The 22,503-nt window shown below is 68.8% G+C and carries 21 protein-coding genes and 1 tRNA gene; 8 read left to right on the top strand and 14 right to left on the bottom strand.

The features are described from left to right. Positions 1–44: 44 nt before the first annotated feature. Both NVS83_RS11160 and NVS83_RS11155 read left to right on the top strand, forming a co-directional pair. Positions 45–395, top strand: coding sequence for a hypothetical protein (locus tag NVS83_RS11160; protein ID WP_258739375.1), 351 nt, complete (start codon positions 45–47; stop codon positions 393–395). 283 nt (positions 396–678) lie between these two features. Continuing rightward, positions 679–768: transfer RNA gene (locus NVS83_RS11155), tRNA-Ser, on the top strand. A gap of 257 nt (positions 769–1,025) precedes the next feature. Here the strand turns inward: NVS83_RS11155 and NVS83_RS11150 are convergent. The 5 genes from NVS83_RS11150 to NVS83_RS11125 form a co-directional block, all read right to left on the bottom strand. Beyond that, on the bottom strand, positions 1,026–1,373 hold the full coding sequence (locus NVS83_RS11150; protein WP_258739374.1) for a gluconate 2-dehydrogenase subunit 3 family protein: 348 nt from the start codon (positions 1,371–1,373) through the stop codon (positions 1,026–1,028). Further along, a complete protein-coding gene (locus tag NVS83_RS11145) occupies positions 1,373–2,992 on the bottom strand; it encodes a GMC family oxidoreductase (protein WP_258739373.1) in 1,620 nt (539 codons plus the stop codon). Before NVS83_RS11145 ends, NVS83_RS11150 begins: the two co-directional genes overlap by 1 nt. After that, complete coding sequence (locus tag NVS83_RS23455) at positions 2,989–4,581, bottom strand: amino acid ABC transporter permease/ATP-binding protein (protein WP_309486190.1); 1,593 nt, start codon at positions 4,579–4,581, stop codon at positions 2,989–2,991. Before NVS83_RS23455 ends, NVS83_RS11145 begins: the two co-directional genes overlap by 4 nt. Before the next feature lie 95 nt (positions 4,582–4,676). Next, complete coding sequence (locus NVS83_RS11130) at positions 4,677–5,528, bottom strand: ABC transporter substrate-binding protein (protein ID WP_258739372.1); 852 nt, start codon at positions 5,526–5,528, stop codon at positions 4,677–4,679. Between the two features lie 102 nt (positions 5,529–5,630). Next, entirely contained in the window at positions 5,631–6,287 is a 657-nt protein-coding gene (locus NVS83_RS11125; RefSeq protein WP_258732757.1) for a helix-turn-helix domain-containing protein, read from the bottom strand. Between the two features lie 239 nt (positions 6,288–6,526). Here NVS83_RS11125 and NVS83_RS11120 point away from each other — a divergent pair, with 239 nt between their 5' ends. Genes NVS83_RS11120 through NVS83_RS11100 form a run of 5 tightly spaced genes read left to right on the top strand, consistent with a single transcriptional unit; the run spans position 6,527 to position 13,675 of the window. After that, the gene (locus tag NVS83_RS11120) at positions 6,527–7,582 is read left to right on the top strand and encodes a mandelate racemase/muconate lactonizing enzyme family protein (RefSeq protein ID WP_374115053.1); all 1,056 of its coding nucleotides are present in this window, start codon (positions 6,527–6,529) and stop codon (positions 7,580–7,582) included. Beyond that, positions 7,579–9,687, top strand: a complete 2,109-nt coding sequence (locus NVS83_RS11115; RefSeq protein WP_258739370.1) for a hydantoinase/oxoprolinase family protein — start codon at positions 7,579–7,581, stop codon at positions 9,685–9,687. The genes NVS83_RS11120 and NVS83_RS11115 overlap by 4 nt, the downstream gene beginning before the upstream one ends. After that, positions 9,684–11,441 (top strand): hydantoinase B/oxoprolinase family protein, encoded by a 1,758-nt coding sequence (locus NVS83_RS11110; protein ID WP_258739369.1) that lies wholly within the window; start codon positions 9,684–9,686, stop codon positions 11,439–11,441. Before NVS83_RS11115 ends, NVS83_RS11110 begins: the two co-directional genes overlap by 4 nt. Beyond that, the gene (locus tag NVS83_RS11105; protein WP_309486201.1) at positions 11,438–12,181 is read left to right on the top strand and encodes an SDR family NAD(P)-dependent oxidoreductase; all 744 of its coding nucleotides are present in this window, start codon (positions 11,438–11,440) and stop codon (positions 12,179–12,181) included. Before NVS83_RS11110 ends, NVS83_RS11105 begins: the two co-directional genes overlap by 4 nt. Before the next feature lie 18 nt (positions 12,182–12,199). Beyond that, a complete protein-coding gene (locus tag NVS83_RS11100; RefSeq protein ID WP_258739368.1) occupies positions 12,200–13,675 on the top strand; it encodes a gamma-glutamyltransferase in 1,476 nt (491 codons plus the stop codon). Positions 13,676–13,821: 146 nt separating this feature from the next. On the opposite strand, the gene NVS83_RS11095 is transcribed toward NVS83_RS11100, so the two are convergent. Further along, positions 13,822–14,757: a pirin family protein gene (locus NVS83_RS11095; RefSeq protein ID WP_258739747.1), complete on the bottom strand. Its 936-nt coding sequence runs from the start codon at positions 14,755–14,757 to the stop codon at positions 13,822–13,824. A 210-nt stretch (positions 14,758–14,967) separates the two neighbouring features. Beyond that, complete coding sequence (locus tag NVS83_RS11090) at positions 14,968–15,861, bottom strand: LysR family transcriptional regulator (RefSeq protein WP_258739367.1); 894 nt, start codon at positions 15,859–15,861, stop codon at positions 14,968–14,970. Between the two features lie 152 nt (positions 15,862–16,013). Here NVS83_RS11090 and NVS83_RS11085 point away from each other — a divergent pair, with 152 nt between their 5' ends. Beyond that, positions 16,014–16,667 carry a hydrolase gene (locus tag NVS83_RS11085; RefSeq protein ID WP_258739366.1) on the top strand — a complete coding sequence of 218 codons (654 nt, stop codon included), beginning with the start codon at positions 16,014–16,016 and terminating at the stop codon, positions 16,665–16,667. Positions 16,668–16,797: 130 nt separating this feature from the next. On the opposite strand, the gene NVS83_RS11080 is transcribed toward NVS83_RS11085, so the two are convergent. Genes NVS83_RS11080 through NVS83_RS11050 form a run of 7 tightly spaced genes read right to left on the bottom strand, consistent with a single transcriptional unit; the run spans position 16,798 to position 22,493 of the window. Further along, positions 16,798–17,958, bottom strand: coding sequence for a hypothetical protein (locus tag NVS83_RS11080; protein ID WP_258739365.1), 1,161 nt, complete (start codon positions 17,956–17,958; stop codon positions 16,798–16,800). Beyond that, entirely contained in the window at positions 17,952–18,566 is a 615-nt protein-coding gene (locus tag NVS83_RS11075; RefSeq protein WP_258739364.1) for a hypothetical protein, read from the bottom strand. The genes NVS83_RS11080 and NVS83_RS11075 overlap by 7 nt, the downstream gene beginning before the upstream one ends. Beyond that, positions 18,563–19,447: a VWA domain-containing protein gene (locus NVS83_RS11070; RefSeq protein WP_258739363.1), complete on the bottom strand. Its 885-nt coding sequence runs from the start codon at positions 19,445–19,447 to the stop codon at positions 18,563–18,565. Before NVS83_RS11070 ends, NVS83_RS11075 begins: the two co-directional genes overlap by 4 nt. Then, on the bottom strand, positions 19,444–20,385 hold the full coding sequence (locus NVS83_RS11065) for a VWA domain-containing protein (RefSeq protein ID WP_258739362.1): 942 nt from the start codon (positions 20,383–20,385) through the stop codon (positions 19,444–19,446). The genes NVS83_RS11070 and NVS83_RS11065 overlap by 4 nt, the downstream gene beginning before the upstream one ends. Further along, positions 20,382–20,723 (bottom strand): hypothetical protein, encoded by a 342-nt coding sequence (locus NVS83_RS11060; protein WP_258739361.1) that lies wholly within the window; start codon positions 20,721–20,723, stop codon positions 20,382–20,384. The genes NVS83_RS11065 and NVS83_RS11060 overlap by 4 nt, the downstream gene beginning before the upstream one ends. Next, a complete protein-coding gene (locus tag NVS83_RS11055) occupies positions 20,710–21,549 on the bottom strand; it encodes a DUF58 domain-containing protein (RefSeq protein ID WP_258739360.1) in 840 nt (279 codons plus the stop codon). The genes NVS83_RS11060 and NVS83_RS11055 overlap by 14 nt, the downstream gene beginning before the upstream one ends. Next, positions 21,543–22,493, bottom strand: a complete 951-nt coding sequence (locus NVS83_RS11050) for an AAA family ATPase (protein ID WP_258739359.1) — start codon at positions 22,491–22,493, stop codon at positions 21,543–21,545. The genes NVS83_RS11055 and NVS83_RS11050 overlap by 7 nt, the downstream gene beginning before the upstream one ends. Positions 22,494–22,503: the final 10 nt, after the last annotated feature.

The following is a 22,503-nucleotide window of genomic DNA, read 5'->3' as shown; positions in this document are numbered from 1 at the left end:
AGCCGGGCCCGCACGCCGCCGGCCGCCCGTTCGCGAGATAATCGATGAAGCCCAACGCTTTCCTGCTGGCCGTTCCTGCCCTGGCGGGCGCCATGTTCCTCGCCGCCGTCCCCGCCGGTGCCGCGGAGCCGGCCCTGGAGCTTCATCAGGGCCAGATCTTCTCCGATCCGGTGGGGTCAGTGATGAACGTGTCGGTCACCAACGGCACCCAGGCGACGCTGGAGAGCGCGGTGGTGAACTGCGACTTCACCGCGGGGAGCAAGCCCGCGGGCAGCGCCAGCGTGACTCTCTACAACATCGTCGCCGGCACCAAGGGCGACGGCCAGGTGCACCTGATGGGCGTCAAGGCCGACACCGCGACCTGCGCCATCACCTCGACCACGCCGCCGCAGTAGCGGCGCGGTCTCCGGGGCGCGCGTCTTATCCGCGCCGGGGGCGGCATCCGGGGGCTACGACGGCCGGCGCGCGCTTGCGCCATCGCATCGCCCCCTCGCGGCCGGCCGGGCCAGGCCGGGGACACGCAATGATCCGCTGCGTCGCGAAGCCGAACGTGCCCGGCCGCCGGGCGCGGCCTCCCGCCGTAAGCGGCCGGCCGGATCTTCCGGCCTGTCTATGGACTTGCCAGCCGCCCCGCTTCCCTATATCTCGCGCCCCTGCGGCGGCGAAGCGCCTGCCGATGGAGGGGTGGCCGAGTGGTTGAAGGCGCACGCCTGGAAAGTGTGTATACGGGGAACCGTATCGCGGGTTCGAATCCCGCTCCCTCCGCCAACTTCATTGCATTAGCCATTGATTTTATTAAATCTTTTGACGTTCACCGATGCAGTTACCGCCATTTCACCCCACATTATTGCATTGCTGAGTGAGCAGGGCTGTAGGCTGACGAAGTGGGTTCACCAGCCCGCTTAGTGAATTTCTGCATTTGAGGGGGCGTTCGGGTCTCCTTTCGCCAAGAGGCGGAAGTCGTGCCAACGCAAAACGGACCTTGGCTGGGGTCGCTTCGTCGCCATCTTCCCTTCGCGGACGCCCTACAGCGCCTTGCGCATCTGCCCGGAATAACCCAGGAGCCTCCGCACTTCGGGCAGCATGTAAAAGGCTCCCACAATCAGTTGCAGCGCGGCGAGAAGGACAGCCCGATCGTCCTTCTCGATCTCCCGAACGACGTCCTGCGCATGGCGCCCATGCGCCCGGGCGACTAGATCGCGCACAGGAACCAGAAGCTCCGGCCGCGCGCCGAGCGCCCGATCGATCGGCCCCTCGCACAATCCGACATCGGATGCCGATGGCATGTCTCCATAGCGCGGCACCAGGATATCGGCGATCTCCGCCAGCACGGCGCGCTCGCGGGATGTCAGCGATAGAGGTTCGCCGTTCATCAGGACTGCCCCCGCGTGGCGATCAGCTGCTCGGCCGCTCGCAGGGCGAGAGCGGCGATCGTTGCCGCAGGATTGGCGCAGGAGCCGGTCACCAGGATGCTACCATCCACGATGTGCAAGCCTGGCACGTCGTGCGAGGCCCCGAAGCGGTCGACGACCGACGTCATGGGATCGTCGCCCATACGGCATGTTCCCAGCGGATGCCATCCAAAGTCCGGCAGCAGCGGCACGGTAAGGGTCTGGATGGCTCCGGAGGCCTGCAGCGACTCCTCCGCCCGCGCAAGGTTGAAGGCGAGCATCGCCCTCGAGTTTTCCGAAAGCCTGTAGTGCAGAATGGGGATGGGACTTCCATCGGCATCGAGCCTCGCAGGATCGATCTCCACCCGGTTCTTCTCTTCCGGCAGGTCTTCGCAGATGATGCCCCAGACACCGCTGCGGCCGAGCCAGGCATCGACATGGCGATGCAGCGCTTCGCCCCAGAGCGGTTCGTTCGGCCAGGGAAACAGCGCGGCGCCAAGCGGCCCGCCGGACGGGCCGAGGTTCCACTTTGCGCCGCGAACGAAGCCCACATCGGGGCGGGTCGCGGCAAATTCGAGGGAATAGACGGTCTGCCCCCAATGCCCCTGCCAGCTTTCGAGCGGCTCGTCGAACAGGCCGACCGCCCGGCTGAACGGGTGCAGCATCAGCCGCCTGCCGACCATGCCGGAGCGATTGGCCAACCCATCGAGAAACATCGCCGAGCGTGAGGCGAGGAGAAGGCGTGCGGTGCCGATGGCATTACCGGCGACGATCACCGTTCCCGCACGTGCCTTGCGCTCGACGCCGTCCGATGCCCGGAACACGACGCCATCGACGCGCCCGTACGCGTCCAGCGTTACGCGGGAGACGCGCGCGCCGGTGAGAAGCCGCGCGCCGCGCGCCGCGGCGACGGGCCAGTGCGTGATGTCGACGCTGGTCTTGGCGCCGACCGGGCAACCCTGCCCGCATACGCCGAGCTGAACGCAGGGCTGCCGTCCCTGATAGGTGCGGCTGGTAATCGCGTTCGAGCCCGGCCAGCAGTGCCAGCCGAGCCTGGCGTGCCCCTGCATGATCTTGCGGCCGACGGGCGACAATGGCAGCGCCTCCATCGGATAATCGGGCTGGGGCGGCATGGCCGGATCGCCGTTGCGGCCGGAGACGCCGAAATCGATATCGATCCGGTCGTAGAAGGGCGCGAGTTCCTCGTAGGAAACCGGCCAGTCGTCGCCCACTCCGTCGGTCGAATAGGTGCGGAAGTCGGACGGCATGAAGCGCATCCACTGCGCGCCATAGAGCACGGTGCCGCCGCCGACGCCGTTGTACATCATCGGCTTGATATCGGAGCGGCTGTCGTCGATGAGGTAATCGCCGGGTCCGCGGCGGATGTTCGGACTGGCGCTCCAGGGGCCGAAGGAGGTTAACTCCCAGTCGTCATGCTCTCCGCGATAGGAGGCGGGGTCCGGACGCGGCCCCTGTTCCAGGCACAGCACGTCCACGCCGGCTTCCGCCAGTCGCCGGGCGACCACGCTCCCCGATAGCCCGGCCCCGACGATCACCACCTCGGCGGCAAGAATGTCGCGGTCGAGAGGATCGGGGTTCACGCAACCTCCTCGTCGTCGCTTTCGTTGCTGATGGCGCTCAGGAACTGCCGGGTGCGTTCCATCTTAGGCCTGTCGAGCACATCGGCGGGCGCTCCCTCCTCGACGATGTTGCCGTCGTCGAAGAACACGACGCGGTCGGCGACTTCTCGTGCGAAGCGGATCTCGTGGGTGACGATGACCATCGTCATGCCGGCCTCGGCAAGTGCGCGCATCACGCTCAACACCTCGCCGACCAGCTCGGGATCGAGCGCGGAGGTCGGCTCGTCGAACAGCATGAGACGCGGCTTGACCGCGAGAGCGCGGGCGATGGCGACACGCTGCTGCTGGCCGCCGGACAGGTGCTGGGGCAAATGGTCGGCATGGCTGGAGAGGCCGACCGCGGCGAGGAGCCGGCGCGCCAGCGCCTCCGCCTCGGCTTTCGGCACGCCGTGGACGCGGACCGGCGCTTCCATGATGTTCTCGAGCGCGGTCAGGTTGGCGAACAGGTTGAAGGACTGGAACACCATGCTGACGCCCACTTCCGCGCGCGCCCTGGCGCGGCCCGAGGTCGGCTTGAGATGTCCATTCTCCTTGACGTAGCCGACATAGCGTCCGCCGACGCGGATCTCGCCCTGGTCGATGGATTCGAGATGGTTGACGAGGCGCAGGAGCGTCGACTTGCCCGATCCGCTCGGCCCGATGACGGCCACCACCTCGCCGGGCTTCACGTCGAAGCTGATGCCCTTGAGCACGTCGCGCTCGCCATAGGCCTTCCAGACGTTGGTGCATTGAAGGAACGGCTGGTCGGACGAAGTTGCCGATGACGCCGGAATGAGCTCGCGCACGGTTTCGACGCGGGAAGCCTTCCTCGCCGGACCCGCGACGGCCACCGGCGCGGCGACCTGTCCCCTGCGCCCGAAGCCGAGCCGTCCGCGCGGCCCCGCCTGCTGGCGCCGGTCCGGGTCGAGCGAGCGCTCGAGCGTCATCTGGACGATGGAAATGATGCTCGTGAGGAGCAGATAGATGAGGCCGGCCCCGGCGAAGACGGTGAAGAACTTGAAGTTCTCGCCGACGATCTGCTGGGCGCGGAACGTGAGCTCATTGACGAAGATGACGGACGCGACCGACGTCATCTTGAGCATGCCGATCGTGTCATTGGCGAGCGCCGGCAGGATGGCGCGCATGGCCTGCGGAAGCACGATGCGCCGCAAGGTCAGCATCGGCCCCATGCCGAGCGAGGAGGCCGCAACCGCCTGCTGCGGGTTTACCGAGAGGATGCCGCCGCGCAAAATCTCCGCCGAGAACGCGGCCTGATTGAGCGAGAACCCGATGACGGCCGTGGTGAAGCTGTCGAATTTGAGCCCGATGAGCGGCAAGGCGTCAAAGATGAACACCAGCTGCAGCAGCAACGGCGTGCCGCGCATGACCCAGATATAGACCCAGGCGACGCCGGCGATCGGGCGATATTCGCTCATGCGCATCAGGGCGAGGAAGAGGCCGAGGGTAAGCCCTATGACCATCGACACGACGGTGATCTTCACGGCAAGGACGGCACCGGCCCAAAGAAAGTCTGATGTGAAATAGCTGAGGACTTCGGTCGCCCACTCCACCGGATCACTCCCAGGAGAAAGAAGGAGGCGCGCCGCGAACCGGCGACCTCGCTGAGGCCGCCGGACGAGTGCGCATGTCGATCAGTCTTGCCCGATCAGTTGGTCTTGAGTTCGGCGGGAAGCTCGAGCGCGGGATCGACACCGTACTTCTTGAAGACCTCCTGCTCGCCGCCGGAGGCCTGCACGGCCTTCAGTCCTTCGAGAATGGCGTCCTCGAGCGGCTTGTTGCCCTTCTTCACGGCGACGCCGATCTGGAAGCTGCCGATGATCCCGTAGGCGCGCTCATAGACAGTCGGGTTGTCCACCACCGTGCGGTCCACCAGCGCAAGGTCGGTGAGCATGATGTCGGCGCGGTTGTTGGCGATCAGCCGGAAGCCGGCGGCGTGGTCGGAATAGGTCATCACGTTGACCGTCTCCTTGCCCGCCGCGACGCACTTGCCGCCGAGCTCCTTCATCTGCGCCTCCTCGACCGAGCCGAGGCCGACCGCGACCGTCTTGCCGCAGAGGTCGTCCTGCGACTTGATGTTCTTGGGATTGCCCTTCTGCGTCAGCGCGCCGGTGCCGGCCTTCATGTAGACGATGAAATCGCCCTGCTGCGCCCGCTTCTGGTTGTAGTAGAGATAGTACATGAGATCCATCTGGCCGGCGACGACCGCCGGGAACAGCCCGGACCAGGCGGCCGGACGGATTTCGTATTTCACGCCGATGCAATCGAAGACTTTCTTGGCGAGATCGATATCCGAGCCGACCAGGGTGTTGGTCTTGGAGTCGAGATAGGCATAGGGCGGGGTCTGGCCGTCGGCCCCCATCAGCAGCGTCTTGCCGGCGAGTTCCGGATACTTCTCGGCGACCTTCTCAGGTTCGCATTTGGGCGCATCGGCCAGAACCGGCGCGCTTGCCAGCGCGATCGAAGCAGCGATGGCAAGGCTTAGCACAGACGAACGCATGGCTGTTCTCCATGAAAGAATGGCAACTGGAAGTTGTGGTTATCAGGACGTTGTCTCGCCGTGGCGCCGGTTCTCCGCCGGCCTGCAGGGCGATCTGCTCGCCTATTTCTCCGTCCGCCCGGGCCGGGCCGAAGGATGCATGAACCGCTCGACCGGCGCGGAAGCGCCCCGCGGATTATAGGAGACCGACAGAATATGGGCTGCGCTCTTGCTCACGCAGACGTAGACGTGCCGCATGCCGCTGTCGAAATAGGCACTTCCCCCGGGGCCGACGCGAAACGGCGCGTACTGGTCCGTATGAATCTCGATTTCTCCCGAGATCACATAGACGAACTCTTCGCCTTCATGCTGACCCCAGTCCGCGAACTCGTCCGGAGAGCGCGCCGTTACCCACATCTCCAGCGGAATCATGTTCTTGCGGGAGATTTCGGTCGAATGGGCGAGATAGGCATACTGCTCGGTGGAGAACGGCACGCCCTGGCCGCGCTCGGTCTGGGTCTTGCGACCGCTGACGGTCGGCTTCAGCCCCGGCGTGACGAACTGCTCGATGGCGATACCGAGGCCTTCGCAGAGCCGGATCACCACGTCGAAAGACGGCGACACCTCACCACGCTCGATCTTCGAGAGGTTGGAGACGGAGACGCCGGTGCGCTGGGCCACATCGGCCAGCGTCAGCCCGGAATCCTGCCGCACCAGCTTCAGGCGCTCGCCCACAGCGTTCGTGCCGAGAGAGGTCTTCTGCAATTGCGGCTTAGTCATTGGCCTGCACGCATTCCTTCATCGATCCCGTCATCCACACTGAGAAGATAATTTCACCGACAGGAAAAAATCAACTTGATTCTCGCATGAGAAATAATTTTCATATCGGCGAATAATCGTCAGTTGCGCCATCGAGGAGAGTTCGCGTGAAGATCAAGGCCGTGGAAGCTGTTCCGTTCGCATTGCCCGTCCGGCGGCGCTTTCGTTGGAACGGCCTCGATCAGGAGCTCGGCGAATTCGTGCTGATCCGCGTTGTTTCCGATACGGGAATCGTCGGCTATGGCGAGGCGACCCCGCTCGCGACCTGGGGCGGCGAGCACGGCCGCCATGGCGGGGAGACGCTGGCCACCGTCAGTCACATGGTAGGATCGGTGATCGGCCCTCATCTGGTTGGTCGGGATCCGACGCTGATCGGATCCATCATCCCGCTCATGGATGAGCTCGCCATCGGTCACACCTATGCGAAATGCGCCGTCGAAATGGCCCTGCACGACCTGTGGGGCAAGGCGCTCGGCCAGCCGGTTCATCGCCTGCTGGGCGGGGCTGTCCGCCTCGGCGTCGTGGTGGCGCACATGGTCGGGCTGATGGAGGTGGGAGAGGCGATCGCCGAAGCGGAGGCCGCCGCTGCCGACGGCCTCAAGGCCTTGCAGATCAAGGGCGGCCAGGACGCCGAGCGCGACGTCGAGCTGATGTGCGAACTGCGCCGCCGGCTGCCGCAGATGTGGCTCCGTCTCGACGCCAACCAGGGCTATCGCCCGCTGAAGGCGGCGTTCGACCTGGCGCGGCGCCTCGAGGGCGAAGGCATCGAGTACATAGAGCAACCCGTCGCCGGCCTTCCCGACATGGCGCGGATGACGGCCGAAAGCCGCATAAAGATCATTGCCGACGAGAGCTGCTGGTCGCCGCGAGACGCGCTTGATCTGGTTGCCGCGCGCGGCGCCGACGCGATCTCCATCTATCTCGCCAAGGCCGGCGGCATGCGCCGGGCGGGTGACGTCGCGACCATCGCCGAAGCGGCCGGGCTGCCGTGCGACGTCAACGGCTCCATCGAATCGGGCATCGGCAATGCGGCCAATCTGGCCGTCGCTCTGTCGGCGCGCGCTGTCAGCCTTCCATCGGTGATCCCCGTCTCGGCGCCGGCCGGTACTCATCCGTGCAGGATCGGCGGGCACTATTTCGAGGACGACGTCATCTCCGCGCCCTTCCCCTTCGCCGATGGCATGCTGCTGCCGCTGGAAGCTCCCGGTCTCGGCATCGAGGTGGACGAGGCCAAGGTTCGGAAGTACGCGCTGTGAGCACGACGACCGCGTCGAGCGCTGCCGGCGCTTTCCGCCTCGCCGTGGACATCGGCGGCACCTTCACGGATGTGGTGCTGATGGCGCCGGACGGGCGCCTCGCCACGACCAAGGTTCCCTCGACCCCGGACGACTATGCCCGGGGCGTCATCGAGGGTTGCCGGCAAATTCTTCTACGCGAGAATGTCGCCGCCTCCGATGTCGCGGAAATGCTGCACGCCTCGACGGTGGCCACCAACGCCATTCTCGAAGGCAAGGGAGCCCGCACCGCTCTCGTCACCACCGAGGGCTTTCGCGACGTGCTGGAGCTGCGGCGCATCCGCGTGCCGCGGCTCTATGAACCGCTCTATCGCAAACCGCCGCCTCTGGTGCCGCGTCGCTACCGCTTCGAGGTCGCCGAGCGCATGGGGCCGCGTGGCGATGTGCTGCGCCCTCTCGACGAAACGGCATTACAGCCTATCGCCCGTCAGATCGATGCCGCCGGAATAGAGGCCGTGGCGGTCTGCTTTCTGCATTCCTACGCGAACCCGGATCACGAGCGCCGCGCCGGAGAGGTGTTGCGCGCGCTGCTGCCCGGCCGCTTCGTGACGCTGTCGATCGATGTATTGCCCGAAATCCGGGAATATGAGCGGACCAGCACCACCGTCATCAACGCCTATGTCGCCCCGCCGGTCAGCCGCTACCTGACCTCGCTGCGTGCCGGCCTGGACAGGGAGGGGATCACGGCGCCCCTCTTCATGATGCAGTCCTCCGGCGGCATCCTCGATCTCGAGACCGTCCTGCAACGGCCTGCTCTCGTCGTGGAGAGCGGCCCGGCGGCCGGCGTGATCGGCGCTGGCTATGTCGGGCGCCGTGCCGGCTTCGAGAACGTCATCGCGCTCGATGTCGGCGGCACGACGGCCAAGGCCTCGGTGGTCGAGCGCGGGCGCTATCTCACCACCGACGAATATGAAGTCGGCGGAGGCATCTCGCTGTCGAGCCGCCTCGTGAAGGGCGGCGGCTATGCGCTGCGCCTTCCCGTCATCGACGTCTCCGAGGTCGGAACCGGCGGCGGCAGCCTCGTGCGCTTGAATGCCGCCGGCAACATCAGCGTCGGGCCGCAGAGCGCGGGAGCCATGCCCGGGCCCGTCGCCTATGGAAGGGGCGGCGTGGAGCCGACCGTTACGGACGCCAATGTCGCGCTGGGCTATCTCAATCCGGTGGCCATTGCCGATGGTACGGTCGCGATCGACCTTGCGGGGGCCCTCGCCTCGATCGCAGGTAAGGTGGCTGCCCCGCTGGGGCGCCCGGTCGAGCAAGCGTCCTATGGCGTCCTCGCCATCGCCAATGCGCTCATGGCGCGTTCGGTACGCTCGGTCACCACCTCGCGCGGCCGCGACCCGCGGGACTTCGCGCTGCTCGCCTTCGGCGGCGGCGGAGGTCTGCATGCGGTGGGCCTTGCCGCCTCGCTCGGCATGCGCCGGGTCATCATCCCTCCGGCCGCCGGCGTGTTCAGCGCCTTCGGCCTGCTCTATTCGCAAATCGAGTTCGCGCAGTCGCAGGGCTTTCTCGCTTCGCTCGATGCCGCCGACCCGGCTGCGCTGGAGAACGCCTTCGCCGCGCTGGAAGCCGGCGTCCTGCACCATCTCGGGCGCCCGGCGGACACCATCCGCCTGCGTCGACGCGTCGACCTGCGCTATGCCGGACAGGCGTTCGAACTCGCCGTTGACATGCCGAAGGGCGCGTTCGACGCCGCGATGCGCGATACTCTCGCCGCCGCATTCGACGAGGAACATGCGCGCACCTACGGCCACAGCCTGCCACGTGCCCATCCCCGCGAAATCGTGACGTTGCGGGTGATCGGGACGGTCATCGCCGAGCGGCCCGCGAGCCATCTCGCACCGCGCCCGGAACAGCGGGAAGTCACCACCCGTCCGGCCTATTTCGGCGAGGACGGCTGGCTCGACACGCGCATCGTCGAGCGCCACGACCTCGCCACGCCGCTCGCCGGCCCGCTGATCGTCGAGGAGCCGGACGCGACCACCATCGTTCCGCCCGGTTGGACCGCGAGCCTCGACGACGGGTTCAACATCCTTATCGACCAGACCGTGGAGGTGCCGGCATGAGCGACGCAACCGCTCGGGAAAGCGGCGAGACCACTGATCCGCTCCTGCTGGAAGTCATCCGCAACGGCCTCGACACCGTCGCGGACGAGATGGCGCTGATCCTGATGCGGACCGCCTATTCGGCGATCATCCGAGACTCCATGGATTATTCGACGGCGGTCTGCGACGCCGAGGGCGAGATCGTCGGCCAGGGCCTGACGACGCCGATGCATCTGGGCAGTTTCCACGATGCGATGCGCCATCTGATCGGCGAATATGACGGCGATATCCACGACGGCGACATCTTCATCGGCAACGACCCGTATCTGGCGAGCGGCCAGCACTTGCCGGACATCTATATCATCAAGCCGTTCTTCCACCGGGGACGGCTGGAGGGCTGGGCGACCACCATCGCCCACCATGTAGATGTCGGCGGGCTGGTGCCCGGCTCCAACTCCATAGGCGCCACCGAGATCTATCAAGAGGGGCTGCGCCTGCCATTCCTCAAGCTGCGCGAGGCCGGTGTCGACGATCCCAAGATCTGGCGCATCGTCGAGGCCAATGTGCGCGTGCCCCATCTCGTGCTGGGCGATCTTCGTGCGCAGGTCGCGGCGGCGGAAGCCGGCGTGCGGGGCCTCGACGAACTCTACACGCGCTTCAGCGCCGACCGCACGCGGCAGGCGCTCGCCGATCTGCACGACCTCGCCGAGCGGATGGCCCGCCATCACATCGCGACCATTCCCGATGGCGTCTATCGCTTTACCGATCATATCGATGGTCTCGGCGATCATCCCGAGCCGATCGTTCTGAACGTCGCCCTGACGGTGAGTGGCGACACCATCATCGCCGACTGGGAAGGTACCGCGGCGCAAGTGAAGGGCGGCATCAATGCGCCGCTGTCGTTCACCAAGTCGAACGTCTACGCCGCGCTGCGCTCCGTCATGCCGCAGGAAATGCCGAACTGCCATGGCTACACGCGGCCGATCACGGTGCGCGCGCCCGAGGGGACGCTGGTCAACTGCACGCTGCCGGCGCCGTGCGGAGCGCGCGGAATCACAGGCTATCGCATCATCGACTGCATTTTCGGCGCCCTCGCTCCCGCGCTACCCGACCGGGTGACGGCGGACGGGGCCGGCGGCTCCACCCTGCCGACCTTTGCCGGACGCCTGGACGGGAAACCCTTCGTATTTTCCGAATGCATCATGGGCACATGGGGCGCCAGCCAGGACGAGGACGGGCAGGACGGCGTCCCGCATATGGGCTCCAACCAGTCCAACGTGCCGGTGGAGATGATCGAGGCCGGCTACCCGCTGCGCATCGAATATTACGGGCTGGTGCCGGACACGGGCGGCGTCGGACGGCGGCGGGGCGGGCTGGCGCTGCGGCGCGACTACCGCGTGCTGACCGACGACTGTTTCCTCGGCGTGCGGTCGGACAAGCGAGCCTTCCCGCCGCACGGGCTGTTCGGCGGCGGCGAGGGGACGCCCTCCATGAATGTGGTCGAGAACGGCAATCAACGCACCGTGCTTCCCGTTCTGCCGACCGTGCCGCTGACGCTCCGGGGGGGCGCGCTGTTCAGCCATGTCATGGCGGGCGGGGGCGGCTTCGGCAACCCGCTCGAACGTGAGCCGGAGCGCGTGCTCGACGACGTACTGGACGGACGTCTCACGCGCGAAGCCGCACTACGCGACTATGCGGTCGCTTTGGACGCTGAGGGAGGCATTGACCGGGAGGCGACCCGTGCGGCACGGGCGGCACGGGAGAGCGTGTCATAGCTAACATTCTCATAGCGGGTGGGGCGACCGGCATCGGGCGCGCGAGCCTGCGGGCCTTCCGCGCGCAGGGCGACAATGTCCTGCTGGTCGACATCAATCGGGCGGAAGCCGAGGCGGCCTGCCGTGAACCGGGCGCGGGCAGAGCACTGGCGCTCGTAGGCGATCTCACCGACGCTGCCCTGCCGAAGTCCGCCGTTACCGCCGCACTGGACGCTTTTGGCGGCCTCGACACCGTGTTCGTGAATGCCGGCCTCCTGCGCGCGGCGCCGCTCGCGGACTGGACGCTCGCCGACTGGCAGGCGAGCCTTGCGGTGAACCTCACGGCGCCGTTCCTGTTCGCGCAGGCGGCGGCGCCGGCGCTGCGGGCCTCGCCGAGCCCGAGCATGCTCTTCACCTCGTCGACCGGCGCATTGCGCGGGCATGCAGCCATGCCCGCCTATCATGCGACCAAGGCCGGCCTCGTCGGACTTTGCCGCAGTCTTGCCGACGAGCTTTCGCCGCAGGGAATTCGCGTAAACTGCTTGCTGCCGGGCTGGGTGGACACGCCGTTCAACGGTCCGTTCTGGTCACACCAGCCGGACAGGCAGATGGCCGAGCGTGATCTCGTCGGAGCGATACCGCTGCGTCGGCAGGGCACGCCGGAAGAACTCGCCGCCACCGTGCTGTTCCTCGCCTCGCCCGCCGCCGCCTATATCACCGGCGCCTCGCTGGTGGTCGATGGCGGCTACACCGCTGTCTGAATCGCCGAGAGTTTCCCCATGCGCATCGCCGACCCGTTTTCCTCGCGCCAGCGCCCCGTCCTGTTCGGCAATCACGGCGCCGTCGCCGCGGCCCATCCGCTGGCGGTCACGGCGGCGACCGAGATGCTTACTGCCGGCGGGTCCGCCGTCGACGCCACCATCGCGGCGCAGGCCGTTCTCTGCGTGCTCTCGCCGGACAATTGCGGGCTCGGCGGCGACCAGCTCTGCCTGGTGCGAAGCGTTGATGGCCAGGTGATGGCCGTCAACGGCACCGGAGCCGCTCCAGCCGCCATGATCCGGGCGGACACCGATGGTGGGAACAGCGTCTCCGTCCCCGGGATCGTCGACGCCTGGGTGGAGATGAGCCGCCTGTGGGGGCGGCTACCGCTCCAGCGCGTCGTTGTGCCCGCAATTCGTCTGGCGGAGGGCGGCATGCTGGTCGGCGAGGATCTCGCGCAGACCTTCCGCCATTGCGAGGAGCGGCTGGTGCGAGGCGGCGCGCAGAACTGGCCCCTGCGTTCTGCGCGCGCCGGCACCCGCCAGTCCCAGCCGGAACTGGCGCGGCTGCTCGCCGATATCGGCGAGAACGGCCGAGAGGCCTTCTATTCCGGGGCGATGGCCGATGCCATCTGCGGCGCGATCCAACGACATTGCGGTGCGATGGCTCCCTCCGATCTTGCCGGTCATGCGAGTGTGGTCGCTCCGCCTCTGGCCACGAACTGGCGCGGCCGCCGGCTTCATGTCCAGCCGCCGATTTCGCAGGGCGTCCTGCTCTCCATGGTGCTGGCGGCCGAGGAGAGGCTGCCCGATCTCGCGCCGGAGCTGCGCGACCATGTCGGCATCGAGTTGACCGCGAGCAGCTTCGCCTTCCGCGATCGTGCCGGCGAAGGGGCGGCGCTGCTGTCGGAACGGCTTGCCGTCGATATCGAGAAGGCGAGCGGGCGAATCGGGCCGCGCGCCTATCTCCACACGGCGGGCGTTGCGGTCGCCGATAGCGACGGCCTCGTCGTATCTTCGCTCATCAGCGTGTTCGACAGCTTCGGCTCGGCGGTGTTCGTGCCCGAAGGCGGCTTCACGCTCAACAACCGGGCGGCCGGCTTCACCGTGGCCCCCAATGACAGCGCCGGCGGCAAGCGGCCGGTCCACACCCTGGCCCCGGCATTGCTCGAGACGACCGACGGGTGCCTCGCGCTTGCGACACCGGGCGCCGACGGGCAGGTGCAGACCCTTACCCAGGTTCTCAGCCATATGTTCGCCGAGGATGACGACCTCGCGACCGCCATTGCCCGTCCGCGCTGGCGCAGTCAGGACGGCAAGCTGCTGGTCGAGTGCGCGCATTCTTACGCGACGCAGCTGAAGGCCAAAGGCCACGACGTCATCCTCACGCAGGACGGCGACCTTCGCTTCGGTGCGGTGGTCTGCGCCGGCATGCGGAATGGCCAACCCTTCTCTTGCGCGGACTGGCGGCGAGAGACCTGGGCGGGAGCGGCTTGAACGATCGGGAGGCCCGGCTTCGGCGTTCCACCATAGTGCGTCAGAACGCGACGCTCGAACCTGCCGATCGAGATCGCGGACAACGCTGCAAGCTCGCAGGCTCGCGCCGGGCAGAACGGCGCGGGCCATCGACGGGAGGGCTCGGGTCAGTCCGGAAGCGGAATGTGCTCGTGCCGGTCATCGACCGGCAGGTCAAACAGCCCCCTGCCCCATTTCTGCGCGCGCCATTGGGCCTTGGCCTCTTCGATGCGCTCGCGCGACGAGGCGACGAAGTTCCACCAGATGTAGCGCGGCCCCGGCAGCGTCGCGCCGCCGAGGATCATCAGGCGTGCACCTCTGTCGCCGGCGGCGACCGTGATCCGGTCGCCGGGGCGGAAGACCATCATCCGGCCCGCCTCGAAATCCTGGCCGGCGATCGAGATCGAGCCGTCGACGATGTAGATGCCCCGGTCCTCGTGATCGTCAGGCATCGGCAGCCGGCTTCCTGCTTCCAACGCCACGTCGGCGTAGAAGGTCTGCGAGTACATCGTCGCGGGAGCCTTCTCCCCATAGGCGTTCCCGAGAATGAGCCGGACCGAGACGCCGCGATCCTCGATCACCGGCAGCGCAGCCCCGCCATGGTGCTCGAACATCGGCGCCATATCCTCGTCACGCTCGGGCAGCGCCAGCCAGGTCTGGATGCCGAACAAGCTGTTCGGACCGCTTCGGGCCTCCGCCGACGTGCGCTCGGAATGGGTCACGCCGCGCCCGGCGACCATCCAGTTCAGCTCGCCCGGACGGATCGTCTGGTCGGCGCCGGTACTGTCCCGGTGATGGAAGTCGCCGCGAAAGAGGTAGGTGACGGTGCCGAGACCGATATGGGGGTGCGGGCGGACATCGACGCCCTGCCCGGTCAGGAACTCCGCCGGCCCGGCCTGATCGAAGAAGATGAACGGCCCGACCATCTGGCGCTTCGGCGCCGGCAGGGCGCGCCGAACCTCGAAGCCGCCGAGATCGCGCGAGCGCGGAACGATGAGCGTTTCGATCGCGTCGAGGCCAACCTCATCGGGACAGCCCGGTTCGAGTGCCGGATTCCAACTCATGCGCTCATCCTCTCCCGGGCTTGCGGCAGGCCTCGCCCTCGCCGATGCAAATGCGCAAGGTGGCGGATGGGCGTCGACCCGGCTAGGCCCGCCATGCGTCGAGCTGTGTCGCGGCAAGCGGAACATGCCGGCCATGTCGTCCACACCGACGGCCCAGCGGAGAGCCCCGCCGGACACCCTACGCCGACGACGCTTCGTCCCGCCCCTGCTTCAACGGTCGATACCCCAGACGTCCGGATTTCGCGCGAAGTACTCGGTCAGCATGTCGATGAGGACGCGCACTTTCCGGGCGGGGTGCTGTCCGGGTGGCCGGACGACATACACGCCTGCCGAGGGCGGCGGAAAACGCGTCATCACCGCAACGAGCGCGCCCGAGGCCACATATTCGTAGGTGACGCAGTCGGGGAGCCAGGCAATGCCGAGACCAGCCGCCGCCGCGGCGGCAAGCGCGGTCGCATTGTCGGCCTTGAACCGGCCCTGCGGCTGCACCGTCGCGATCCTGTCGCCATCCATGAACTGCCAGGATTCGGTTCCCTGCATCAGGGCCTGATGGTCGGCGAGCTGCTCCAGCGTCTCCGGTGAGCCATGCGCCCTGATGTAGTCCGGACTGGCGACGAGCTTTCCATAGATCGGCCCGACGCGCTTCGCGATCAAATTGGAGTCCTGGAGATATCCGACACGGATCGCGCAATCGAACCCCTCGGCGATCAGGTCGACGAAGCGATCGCTGTAGACGGTATGGATGTGGAGCTGCGCATGCCGGCGCGCCATCTCCGCAAGCACGGGGGCGAAGTGGGTCGGGCCGAAGGTGAGCGGCATGGCGACCCTGAGGCGCCCGCGCAGCTCGCCTGTCGGGAGGATCGCTTCTCGGGCCGTATCGATCTCGGCACTGGCCCGGGCCGCATGATCCCTGAAGGTCATCCCCGCTTCGGTAAGCGCGGCGCCGCGGGTCGTGCGCGCAAGAAGCTGGACGCCGAGCTCCGCCTCGATCCGAAAGAGCCGCCGGCTCACGATTGACTTCGAAATGCCGAGCCGGCGCGCGGCGGGCGATACGCCGCCCGCATCGGCAACGGCGACGAAGGTCTGCAGATCCTCGATGTCCAATTCGGCGTTCCCCGTTCCGCGACACAGCGTGCCCGATCATGGCACTACTTCATCACCTAACGGAACGACAAATTGCGCCCGGCACGCGTCGCCCGCCGACGCATGTCTCCGCAAACCCAGCGCCGCTCCAAACGGCAGCAAAGGACGCAGCAATGACTTTTCGTAACGGCCTCGCTTCGCTTCTTCGTCCCGAAGATTCGGTCCTCGTTCTGATCGACCACCAGCCCTACCAGCTCGCGAACCTGAACAGCCACGAGCCGCAGATGGTCATCAACAACACGGCGGGACTGGCGAAGGCCGCCAGGGCCTTCGGTGTCCCCACGATCCTGACCACCGTCATTGCCGAGCGGGGCGGGCTGCTCTTCCCGCAGATCACCGACGTCTTCCCCGCTCAGGAGATCATCGACCGGACGCTGATCAACACCTGGGAGGACCCGAAGGTGGTGGACGCGGTGAAGGCGACCGGCCGCAAGCAGCTGATCATCGCCGGCCTGTGGACCGAGGTGTGCGTGGCGATGCCGACGATCCAGGCGCTCGGCGAAGGCTGGGACGTGACCGTGGTCACCGATGCCTGCGGCGGCGTTTCGGTCGAATCGCACGAGGTCGCCATCCAGCGCATGATCGCGGCCGGCGCGAACATGATGACCTGGATCGCGGTGGCGGCCGAATGGCAGCGCGACTGGGCCCGGCTCGACACGGCCGGCAAGCTCACTGAGGTGTTCGTACAGCACGGGGGCGGCAGCGGCATCGCCTATCTGTGGGAGCAGCAGTTGCTCAACACGCCGGTGCCGACCGCCGCGGCCTGATTAGAGAGCAAACGAGCCCCCTAGCGAGGCAATTCACCGGAGCCGCCGTCGCCCTCGACGGCGGCGTGATCGCTTGCCTCGCTCACGCGTCCTTCCGACGCGGGGCGGACGCGAGGAGGAGCGGCGCTCCTCATGCATGTCGAAAGAGTGCTCTCGCCGCCCTTTCCGTCTCGACTTCGGGCGCAGCGCCTGTTCGTCCATACAGCGCGGCGTCGAGAGCGGCGGTTTCCCGTCCGCTCACCGGCAGGCCGAGCTCGCGGCGGCGATGCAGATAGCGTTCGGCCGCACGCCGCACCGCCGGGAGATCGCCGTGGCGAATGGCGCGTTTCAGCGCGCGCCGGGTCGGGTCGAAGGGTAGGAACCGGCGCAGGTTGCGCCACGCATCCTCCTTTCGCCGAGGCGACAGCCCGGCCACGACGACGATCAGGCCCGCGACCACTCCCGCCGCCAGAGCGAGCAGGGCGACACCCGCCTGCCCGCCGGAAAGGCCGCCCGCGCCGGCGCGATTGTTGCGGAAGCTCGCATAGCCGAACGGGATCGCCGCGATCTCGGCGCTGCGCATCTCTCGCGCGAGCGTATCGAACCACGGGATGGAGACCCCCTGCAGCACACCCGGTTCGCCGGTCTTGGGGCGCAGGTGCCATTCCCAGACGACGGTCGTAACCGGCCCGGTCGGCGAGGGCCGCATCTCGCGCCGCTCCGGCGCGGCGAAGCTGATCAGCCAGGGCTCGCGCATCGCCGGGCGCGGCGGCAGCAGATGCGGCAGCGCGCCGTCCGCCGTGAGCGTGACGCGGCGCACCAGCGTCTCGCCGTCGCGCAACGCGCCGGGCGCGGCCGACAGCGTGTCCTCGACCGTCAGGCCATGCGCAGCCAACGGCGTGCCCTCCGCCGGAAAGGGCGCGACGTCCAGGCGGACCGGCGGCGCGGTCACGTCCAGCGGCTCGCGCAGCGTGTCCGGGCGAACCACGGTGAGGCGATGCGTGACCGGCCCGATCTCGAGCGGGCCGGCCTTGCGGGGAAACACCGCGATGCGCCGCTCGAACACCCGGACGGTGCGCCCGCCTACCTCCTCGTCGCGCCACTGGTCGCGGGCGAGCTGCATCCAGTCATAGTCTTCGGAATTGGGAAAGGTCAGCGCCTCCAGCGCGATCCGGCTCGTATACTCGCCCCTCAGCGTCACCGGGACCATCTCGCCGACGACCGGCCGCATCCGCGGCACCTCGAGACGCAGGCTGTCGGCATGGGCACCGCCCGCGAGCAGGATGAGAAGGACGGGGACCCACTTCACCATCTGTCGCCCTCCTCCGGCCGGAGCAGGCCGAGGCCCGCCCGGCGCTCATATTCCTTGCGCAGCCGCACGCGCAGGAACGCGCCGGGATCGTCGGCGAGCGTGTCGAGCCAGGCGTCGGACGCCGCGAAGCCGCGCGCCTCGACGGGCTTCTTCCCCGCAGGGTCCGGGGTGGTGGCCATCATCCGGCCGCTCGCCTCGCCCGAGGCGTCGAGGCCACCATGACCGGGAAGCCGACCAGGCACCGACCCGTCGCCGGTCGTCTTGGGCACCAGCGTATCGACGAGATCGCGCAGGCGGCGCGCCTCCGCGTCGCCCGGGGCGGCGAAGAGCACGGCGTCGAAATAGGCGACGGACAAGGCGTGCCTGCCGGTCGCGGCCAGGGTGAGGGCTCGGTTGAAGGTCTGGCTGCGGCCCGCCTCGGCGAAGGCGGCATCGGCGGCGGCATAGGCGCCGTCGCGATAGAGCGCTAGGCCGCGCGCGGCGGCGCCGTCGAGCAGCGTCGCGCCACCCGGAGCGCCGGTCCACACGGCGAGACGCCCCCAGGCGGCCGGGCCGGCAAGAACGATGCAGGCGAGGCCGGCTGCGGCCAGCAGGCCGACGCGGCTCATCTGCGCCTCCGGAACAGGCCGAGCAGCGGAAAAACGGCGAGCGCCGCGACGAACGGGCCGAGATCACGGAATTCCAGCGCCGCCAGCTCCGGATCGCGTTCCAGCCCGCCCCCGCGCGACAGGCGGCGCAGCACCGGCTCCGGCGCACGGGCGGGAGCGGCGACGCCGCCGAGCGCCTCGAGCGCCGTTATGTCGGCCGCGCCGCCCGCGCGGCCCGCGAGCGTCAGCACCGACAAGCCGATGCCCGCATCGGCGAGACGTCCGGCCTCGGCGCGGGTGGCGTCGTCGATGCCGCCCCCGTCCGAGATCAGCACCAGGTCGGCATTGCGGCCCGCCTCCAGCATCTGTCGCGCCAGGGCGAGCGCGGCGGCGGGCCGGCTGCCGCCGCCCGGCATGGTGTCGGGGCCGAGGACGGCGATCTGGCTTTCCAGCGTCGCCGGGTCCGCGGTCGGGGCGGCGATCGGGTAGGCCTCGCCGGAATAGAGCAGCAGGCCAACCGGACGCCCGTTGGCGGCAGCCAGCACGCCCGCCGCGGCGGCCTGCGCGTCCGCTCTGGCCGGGCCTTCGGCGACCGAAGGCGAGAGGTCGAGGGCGATCAGGATCTCGCCGCTCCCCGCGAGCAGCGGTGCATCGGCGCGCGGCACCGCCGGGCCGCAAAGGCCGAGGCCGATCAGCCCCGCCGCGATGAGCGGCGTGAAACCCGCGTAGGCGACGGCACCGCGCAGATGGCCGAGCGCCCGCATCGCCGCGAGCGTGGCGGGCGGCATCACTCGCTCCCAGCCGCCGGCGGCCGGGCCGCGCCACCAGCGCCACAGCGCGACGGCCAGGAGAAGGGGAAGCACCGCCAGCCATCCGGGGCGCAGCAGGACGAGATCGTTCATGCCTGCCTCCGCAATGCCAGCAACAGGGCGGCCGCCAAGGCGATGCCGGCCGGCCAGATCCAGAGCGGGCGCCAGTAGCTGAGCGGCGGGCGGTTCATCGGATTGGGCTCGAGCGCGTCGAGCGATGCGGCCATGGCCTTGAGGTCCTCCATGCTGCGGACCCGGAAGCTGGTGCCGTGGCCGGCCCTGGCCATGGCGTCGAGCGCGGCGGCGTCCACGGCGTCGCGGGACTCCGGCTGGCTTTCCAGATCGTCCGGCCCGAGCGCGATGGTATGGATCCGCACGCCGTGGCTGGCGGCAAGCCGCGCCGCGTCGATCGCCTGCACCTTGCTGGAGGTATCGAGGCCGTCCGACAGCAGCACGACGACCTTGCTCTCCGCGTCGGACTGCATCAGCCGCCGCGTGGCAAGGCCGAGCCCGTCCGAAATCGCCGTGGAGCGGCCGGACACGCCGATCTGGGCGGCGTTGATGGCGTAGGCCACCGACTCCACGTCGAACGTCGGCGGCTGCGCGACGTAGGCCTGGTCGCCGAAAATGACGAGGCCGATGCGGTCGCCGCGCCGGGCGGCGACGAAGCGGGAAGCGACGCGCTTGACCGCATCCAGCCGCGACAGCGGCTTGCCGTCGAGCACGAAATCCTCGTTCACCATGCTGCCGGACAGGTCCAGCGCCAGCACGATCTCGCGCCCCGACGCGGTGACGACATTCTTCACCGCCGGAACCCGCGGACCCGCCAGCGCCAAGACCAGCGCCGCCCATGAAGCGACCATCAAGGCGAGGCCCACCCGGTCGTCCCGCCCCCGCGCGGGCGCGACGGCGCCTAGGACATCGGCCGGGACGCGCAAGGCCGCAGCCTCCGGGGCCCGCACGGCCAGCAGGCGCCAGACAAGCAGGGGCAGCGGAAGCAGCAGCAAGGCAAGGGGAAAGGCGAAGCTCATTGCGGTCGGCGCCTCGCCGTCAGCGCGATGCGCTCGACAATCGCCGGGTCGGGCGGCGGAGCGGCACCGTAGGCCTCCGCGCGCAGCTCGTCCGGCAAATGGCCGAGGATGCGGGCGATCGCCAGTGCGCGCTCCTGGGGCGGCATGGCGCGCGTGGCGCGGATGAGCGCGCGCCGTGACGGCCGGCGCTTCAGCATCGGCATCGCCAGCACCGACAAGAGCGCGGCGAGCAGGAGCCCGGCACCGAACAGAAGCAGCAGGTCGGCGGCGTGAAGCTGCATCAGCTCGGGCGGCAGGCGCCCCTCGGGAAGCGCGGCGATCAGCTCAGCCTGCGTCATGGCTGATCGCCTCGAGGCTGACATTCAGGACCCGCAGCCGCCTTGCCAGCGCGGCGGGATCGAAGGGCTGCAGCCGCGCGAGGCGATGCTGCGTGCCCGCCCGCACCGGCAGCGCCCGTCCGGGCGGGGCCGTTTCCAGCGGGTCCAGCGGCAGGAGCAGGCGGACCTTGCGTCGTCGCGCCAGCCGCGCAAGCGCCGGCTCGTCCTGCGGAGCGATGCCGTCCGTGCCGCTGGCGATCAGCACCTCGGCGCCGGGCGGAGCGAGCCGCATGGCACGCAGGATCGCCTCGGAGAGCAAGGGCGCGTCGGCGCCGGCACCGAGGGCCCGGTCATGGCGGCTGGCCAGCATATGGCTGATCCGGCCCATCTGCGGCACGCCGCCGCCGAGCGGAACGCTGGCCAGCCCGCTCGCATCGAGGCTCATCGCCGCGAGCGAGGCCCCGCGCGCGGCGGCCTGCCAACCCCACCGCACCAGCAGCCGCGCCGCGCGAACCGAACGCAGCGTCGCGCCGGTGCCCCAGAGCATGGGCGGGCGGAAATCGGCGATCAGCAGCAGCGTGTCGTCGCGATCCTCGTGGAAGCTGCGGATGTGCGGCGTGCCGGTGCGGGCGGTGGCGGCCGGATCGATCCTCCGCGCGTCGTCGCCCTCCACGAAGCCGCGGATTTCGCGCAGGTCCATGCCCGCCCCGGGTGCCCTGGCGGGGACGGCGCCCGGCCGGCGCGTGGCGGGACGATGGCGGACCGGCTGCGGCAGCCCTTCGCGCAGGGCCAGCAGCTCGGCGACCTGAAGGCGGATGCCGGGCGCCGCGAGCGCCGCGCTCACCATGGCTCGACCATCCGCAGCATGTCGGCGACGAGGCTGCGCCCGGTGCGGCCTTCGCCGAGCGCCGTCCAGCTCGGGATCAGGCGATGCGCCAGCGCGTCGGGAGCGAGAGCGGTGACATCCTCGGGCAGCACATAGTCGCGCCCCTTCAGCCAGGCCCGCGCCTGCGCGGCGACGGCGAGGGCGAGCGTGCCGCGCGGCGAGATGGGGTGCTCGACCCACTGCGCGACCGCGCCACCCGGCCGCGACGCCATGACCAGCCGGACGATGAAATCCTTGAGCGCCGGCGCGAGATGCACGCGCGCGACCTCGGCCCTGGCCTCGAGCAGCACGTCGGCAGCGAGCGGAGGCGCCGCGAGGGCGGGAGGCGCGATGCGCTCGGCGGCCACCAGATCCAGAATGGCCCGCTCCTGCTCGGCCAGGGGCAGGCCGAGCGAGAGATGCAGCAGGAACCGGTCCATCTGCGCCTCGGGCAGCGGGAAGGTGCCTTCGTGCTCGATGGGGTTCTGGGTGGCGACCACCATGAAGGGATCGGGCAGCGGACGGCTTACTCCGGCGGTCGTCACCTGGCCCTCGGCCATGGCCTCCAGCAGGGCCGACTGAACCTTCGGCGGCGCGCGGTTGATCTCGTCGACCAGCACCAGCGCGTGGAACAGCGGGCCGGGCACGAAGTCGAAGCCGCCGGTTTCCGGGCGGAACACCTGCGTGCCGGTGAGGTCGGAGGGCAGCAGGTCCGGCGTGCACTGGATGCGCGCATGGCTTCCCGGCAGGCAGGCGGCGAGCCGCTTGACGGCACGGGTCTTGGCGATGCCGGGCGGTCCCTCGATCAGCACGTGCCCGCCCGCGAGCAGGGCGACGAGCAGACGCTCGACCATCTCCTCATGGCCGATCAGCCCGGCCGCGACCTCGCCGCCGAGCCGCGCGATCGGATGGCTCATGTCGTTCATGCGGCACCTC

Source organism: Ancylobacter mangrovi, assembly GCF_024752335.1.
GTDB lineage: Bacteria > Pseudomonadota > Alphaproteobacteria > Rhizobiales > Xanthobacteraceae > Ancylobacter > Ancylobacter mangrovi.
The sequence above is the reverse complement of the archived record's forward strand: the minus strand, read 5'-3'. Positions and strand labels throughout refer to the sequence as shown.

What these genes read in the sequence shown, in the direction of transcription:
- NVS83_RS11160 (WP_258739375.1), top strand. Translation starts at nt 45, where the DNA reads ATGAAGCCCAACGCTTTCCTGCTGGCCGTTCCTGCCCTGGCGGGCGCC.
- NVS83_RS11150 (WP_258739374.1), bottom strand. Translation starts at nt 1,373, where the DNA reads ATGAACGGCGAACCTCTATCGCTGACATCCCGCGAGCGCGCCGTGCTG.
- NVS83_RS11130 (WP_258739372.1), bottom strand. Translation starts at nt 5,528, where the DNA reads ATGCGTTCGTCTGTGCTAAGCCTTGCCATCGCTGCTTCGATCGCGCTG.
- NVS83_RS11125 (WP_258732757.1), bottom strand. Translation starts at nt 6,287, where the DNA reads ATGACTAAGCCGCAATTGCAGAAGACCTCTCTCGGCACGAACGCTGTG.
- NVS83_RS11110 (WP_258739369.1), top strand. Translation starts at nt 9,684, where the DNA reads ATGAGCGACGCAACCGCTCGGGAAAGCGGCGAGACCACTGATCCGCTC.
- NVS83_RS11100 (WP_258739368.1), top strand. Translation starts at nt 12,200, where the DNA reads ATGCGCATCGCCGACCCGTTTTCCTCGCGCCAGCGCCCCGTCCTGTTC.
- NVS83_RS11095 (WP_258739747.1), bottom strand. Translation starts at nt 14,757, where the DNA reads ATGAGTTGGAATCCGGCACTCGAACCGGGCTGTCCCGATGAGGTTGGC.
- NVS83_RS11085 (WP_258739366.1), top strand. Translation starts at nt 16,014, where the DNA reads ATGACTTTTCGTAACGGCCTCGCTTCGCTTCTTCGTCCCGAAGATTCG.
- NVS83_RS11080 (WP_258739365.1), bottom strand. Translation starts at nt 17,958, where the DNA reads ATGGTGAAGTGGGTCCCCGTCCTTCTCATCCTGCTCGCGGGCGGTGCC.
- NVS83_RS11075 (WP_258739364.1), bottom strand. Translation starts at nt 18,566, where the DNA reads ATGAGCCGCGTCGGCCTGCTGGCCGCAGCCGGCCTCGCCTGCATCGTT.
- NVS83_RS11070 (WP_258739363.1), bottom strand. Translation starts at nt 19,447, where the DNA reads ATGAACGATCTCGTCCTGCTGCGCCCCGGATGGCTGGCGGTGCTTCCC.
- NVS83_RS11065 (WP_258739362.1), bottom strand. Translation starts at nt 20,385, where the DNA reads ATGAGCTTCGCCTTTCCCCTTGCCTTGCTGCTGCTTCCGCTGCCCCTG.
- NVS83_RS11060 (WP_258739361.1), bottom strand. Translation starts at nt 20,723, where the DNA reads ATGACGCAGGCTGAGCTGATCGCCGCGCTTCCCGAGGGGCGCCTGCCG.
- NVS83_RS11055 (WP_258739360.1), bottom strand. Translation starts at nt 21,549, where the DNA reads ATGGTGAGCGCGGCGCTCGCGGCGCCCGGCATCCGCCTTCAGGTCGCC.
- NVS83_RS11050 (WP_258739359.1), bottom strand. Translation starts at nt 22,493, where the DNA reads ATGAACGACATGAGCCATCCGATCGCGCGGCTCGGCGGCGAGGTCGCG.